Genomic DNA, 4,473 nt, shown 5'->3' with positions numbered 1-4,473 from the left:
GGCATGCACTGCGAGCGCGCCAATCGCGGACACCGCGGGTACTGCAGCGGGTGCGCCGCTGCCGGTTGGTGCTCCGATAATTGCGCCGGTGCCGGCAGGTGCTCCGATTCCGGCGGGTGCTCCCATTCCGGCGGGCGCTCCGATCCCCGTGGGTGCGCCGTTGCCGGTGGGTGCGCCGATTCCGGCTGGTGCTCCGGTCGCTGCGCCGCTGCCAGTTGGTGCTCCGCTGATTGCGCTCGGCGGGGCTGCACCGGTGCCGGCTGGGGCTCCACTGACCGATATGGCTGGCGGCTATGGCGGCAAGGGTCAACCAACTGGCCCGGCGCCGGCTGTCGGCCCAGCGCCCGGTCAGCCGATTCCGGCGGGTCCGCCGTCGTGACGACAGCTCGGCGACTGAAGCGAAGATAAGCCGCGATGCAGCTTGAGAAGTGTTGGGGGCCCGCCTAACCCTGAGAGGCAGCTAGCAAGGCGGGGGCTTGGGGTGGCATAGCGTGTCTTGAGCTGACTCGCCACCACCGGTCGTCGTGCCAGTGGTAGCGCCCGTCGTACCCGCCGAGCCGTTGGTGTTTCCGGTGGTGTTTCCCGTTGTACCGCCGGTGGTTCCTGTTGTGCCGCCGGTGGTACCGCCGGTAGTTCCTGTTGTGCCGCCGGTGGTTCCCGTTGTGCCGGTGGTGCCGCCGGTGGTTCCTGTTGTGCCGCCGGTCGTTCCTGTGGTGCCGCCGGTCGTTCCAGTTGTGCCGCCGGTGGTTCCAGTTGTGCCGCCGGTGGTTCCTGTTGTCCCGGTGGTGTTTCCGGTGGTTCCCGTTGTGCCGGTGGTGGTTCCCGTTGTGCCGGTGGTGTTTCCCGTCGTCCGGTGGTGTCTCCAGTCGTGGTTTGCGAGTCAGCCGGAGGCGGAGCCGGTGCAGGCGGCGGCGCAACAACTGGTGCCTGCCCGCCATCAGATCCGCCGTCGCCTCCGCCTGGGCTCGCGTCTGTGCCCGCGCTTGATTGCCCACCGCTGTTTTCGTCGGGGGCGGGAGCGACCGCGGGTGGCGCACCTGGGTCGCCGGTCTGCGGCGGCGGAGGGCTCTGGGGCACGTCCTGGTTCTGTTGAGGAGCTTGCCGGCTCACAGATGGTGGTGTGGCTGGTTTGGTTGGGCTCTTATGAGACGAAAAGCCGGTCAATGTGTAAGCAATTCCGCCACCGGCAAGGGCCGCTGCAACTAGCCCCGCCGCGATCAACGTGGTGGTCCCTCGAAACCAAGGGACGTGTGCTGGTGCGGGATCCTCGCGGCTGGCCGGTGCTTGGCGGCTGGCCGGAGCCTCGCGGTTGGCCGGATCCTCGGACGACCACGCCAGGGCTTCGGTAGGCCGGTTGGCCAATTCGCCGAAGCCGACTCGCCGCGTCTGCGCATCGTGGTACGCGTAACCGGGCTGGGTCGGCGCGTTCTCGCGTCCTTCGAAGTCGGGCGAGCCGCCACCGATTCTGGGTCGATTAGTCATGTGGCTTTCCTCCCGGCGTTCTTCTCGACGCGGGTTGTCCCCACTCGAAGAGTCAATCAGACGCTGGGACGCTAAACCATAAGGTGTTTCCCTACATTTTGGGCTTTCTCGGAGCGGAGCCGGGGCTGCCGGTGGCTTGGGCGGCTGCTATTCCTTGACGATCACCGGGTCGCCGATGGTGACCGCGTTGTAGTACCACTCCGCGTCCGCAGGGCTCAGGCTGATGCAGCCGTGGCTGACATTGTCAAACCCGAGCGAATTAATAGCCCACGGAGCCGAGTGCACGAAAAGGCCACGGCTGGTGATCCGCACGGCATAGTCCACCGGCACCCGATAACCCTGGGGATCGGTCACCGGGATACCGACGCTGCTCGAATCCATAGTCACCGTGCGGTCTTTGGACAACACGGTGTAGAGCCCGACAGGTGTTGGGAATTGCGGCCTACCCATCGAGGCCAGCATCACGCCTTCTTCTCCCGAGTGGGGTAGGTGGTGCGGCGCCGGTCGCGGGGGGCCGACCCCGTCAATGCTGACGGTGAAAGTGTGGTCCGAGATGTCGGCAATACCGAGGACGGAACGACCCGTCTTGATCTCCGTGGACAGGCCGCCTACCGAGAGCGCCACGGTGGTGTGCGCGGGCCAGAATCGGTCCGGAACCCATTGCACAACGTCGGTGTCCAGCCATTCGAACTTCCCGGTCATCGGGGGTGTCGATTTGACTGTGAGGGCACGCTCGACTGCTCGCCGGTTGGCGACGGGCGCGTTAAATGTCAGCACCAGGGGGTGCGCCACACCCACCACCTCGCTCGGCAACGGGCGAACTGATGCGATGGCGAAGTCATATGACTGGTTCGCCGCCGTTAGATCTACACCGGCGGGCGGCCGTACCACCACGCTCGCAGCGGTCACACTAAGCACAAGAAGGCACCGCAGAACCGCTCGCATGGTCCGACCCCTATAATCGACACAATTGCAATAGCGATCGTAGGGTGTCGTGAACGGTGGAAGGGCAAGGGCGCGTTCGCAATCCGATCACGCCTTCATCACGTTTTGACTACAGCCAGCCAATCCGGCGAGGCGAACAAGGCGATGCCCCGGCTTGCCGGCGGGTAGCGTGCGCGACATGACTCAACAGTTGGACGCGGCCATCACGCAGTCGCCACAGGCCCGCGTTCAAGCGTGGCTGGCCGACTTCGAGTCCGCCCTGGCGGCGCGTGACATCGACCGCGTGGTGGCTAAGTTCGCCCCGGACAGCATCTGGCGCGATCTGGTGACGTTCACCTGGAATATCAAGACCGTCGAGGGGCACGATGGCATCGCCGAGATGTTGCGCGCACGACTGACCGATACCGACCCATCGGGATTTCGCGCCCGGGAAACACCCACCGACGATGGCGGCGGTGTGACATCGGCATTCATCGAATTTGAAACCGCCGTCGGCCGAGGTGTCGGTCATCTGCGGCTCAAGGGCGATCTGGCTTGGACGCTGCTGACCGCGCTGGATGAGCTCAAGGGTCACGAGCAGCAGACGGGTTCTCGCCGCGCGCTCGGCGCCGTGCACGGCCCCGATCCGGACGGCCGGTCGTGGGCGGAGAAGCGTGCGGAACAAGAGGCGTCGCTGGGCTACTCGATGCAGCCGTACGTCGTGGTGGTCGGCGGCAGCCAAGGCGGAATCGCGTTGGGCGCCCGGCTGCGCCAACTGGGGGTGCCGGCCATCGTGATCGACAAGCACGCCCGCCCCGGCGACCATTGGCGCAAGCGGTATAAGACCCTGTGCCTTCATGATCCGGTGTGGTACGACCACTTTCCGTATCTGCCGTTCCCGACGAACTGGCCGGTGTTTTCGCCGAAGGACAAAATCGCCGACTGGCTGGAGTTCTACACCCGGGTGATGGAGATCCCGTACTGGACCTCGTCCACGTGCCTGTCGGCGTCGTTCGATGCCCAGGCAAAGCAGTGGGCGGTCGAGGTCGAGCGCGACGGCGAACGGCTCACACTCCGGCCGACGCATCTGGTGCTCGCGACTGGAATGGCGGGTAAGCCAAATGTGCCGGAGTTGGCCGGCCAGAACGTTTTTCGCGGAGAGCAGCATCATTCGAGCCAGCACCCCGGCCCGGACCGCTATGTGGGAAAACGCGCCGTGGTCATCGGCTCCGGCACCTCAGCGCATGACATCTGTAAGGCCCTGTACGAGACGGGCGTTGACGTCACGATGGTGCAGCGCGCATCCACCCTCGTCGTCACGTCGGAGTCGGTGTTGGAAATCGCGCTCGGCGCCCTGTACTCGGAGCAGGCGGCGGCCGCAGGTATCACCACCGAGAAAGCTGACCTGACGGTCGCATCGCTGCCATATCGAATCATCGCGGACTTCCAGAAACCGATCTCGGACGCAATGCGGCTGCGGGACAAGGACTTATACGAACGGCTGGAAAGGGCCGGATTCAGGCTGGACTTCGGCGACGACGATTCCGGCCAGTTCATGAAGTACCTGCGACGCGGCGGCGGCTTCTACATCGACGTGGGCGCCTCCGACCTGATCTGCGACGGCAGCATCAAGCTATGCCACGGCGGGGTCGAACGGCTGACCGAGGACGCGGTGATTCTGGACGACGGCACCGAACTGCCCGCCGATCTAGTTGTGTACGCCACCGGCTTCCGATCGATGAATAGCTTTGTGGCGGACCTCATCGGCCAAGACGTGGCCGACAAAGTCGGCAAGGTGTGGGGCCTCGGCTCGGGCACCACGCAAGACCCTGGGCCGTGGGAAGGCGAGCTGCGGAACATGTGGAAGCCGACCCAGCAGGAGAATCTGTGGTTCCACGGCGGCAACCTGGCGCAATCACGGCACTACTCGCTGTTTCTTGCCCTGCAGCTCAAGGCGCGCTGTGAAGGAATCCCCACGCCGGTATACGGCTTACCGCAGGTGCACCACCAGAGCTAGGTTCGAACTCGTGCGCAGGACCATCGACTGGGACGGCGACGCGGTCACGA

Annotated in this window: 2 protein-coding genes and 1 pseudogene; 2 read left to right on the top strand and 1 reads right to left on the bottom strand. The window is 65.3% G+C overall.

From position 1 onward, the window contains the following. Positions 1–379: pseudogene (locus tag WB785_RS04580) on the top strand (beta-xylosidase); the annotation flags it as partial. Between the two features lie 1,250 nt (positions 380–1,629). Here the strand turns inward: WB785_RS04580 and WB785_RS04575 are convergent. After that, on the bottom strand, positions 1,630–2,427 hold the full coding sequence (locus WB785_RS04575) for a L,D-transpeptidase (RefSeq protein WP_424077505.1): 798 nt from the start codon (positions 2,425–2,427) through the stop codon (positions 1,630–1,632). A 178-nt stretch (positions 2,428–2,605) separates the two neighbouring features. Here WB785_RS04575 and WB785_RS04570 point away from each other — a divergent pair, with 178 nt between their 5' ends. After that, positions 2,606–4,423 (top strand): FAD-dependent oxidoreductase, encoded by a 1,818-nt coding sequence (locus WB785_RS04570; protein WP_424077504.1) that lies wholly within the window; start codon positions 2,606–2,608, stop codon positions 4,421–4,423. The last annotated feature ends 50 nt before the right edge of the window (positions 4,424–4,473 follow it).

The sequence above is a fragment of the Mycobacterium sp. genome (assembly GCF_049585075.1).
Taxonomy (GTDB): Bacteria; Actinomycetota; Actinomycetes; order Mycobacteriales; family Mycobacteriaceae; genus Mycobacterium.
Note: the sequence above shows the minus strand (reverse complement) of the source record. Positions and strands in the feature narration are given on the sequence as shown.

Excerpts from the sequence above, each read along its gene's own strand:
- WB785_RS04570 (WP_424077504.1), top strand. The coding sequence starts at position 2,606 with ATGACTCAACAGTTGGACGCGGCCATCACGCAGTCGCCACAGGCCCGC.
- WB785_RS04575 (WP_424077505.1), bottom strand. The coding sequence starts at position 2,427 with ATGCGAGCGGTTCTGCGGTGCCTTCTTGTGCTTAGTGTGACCGCTGCG.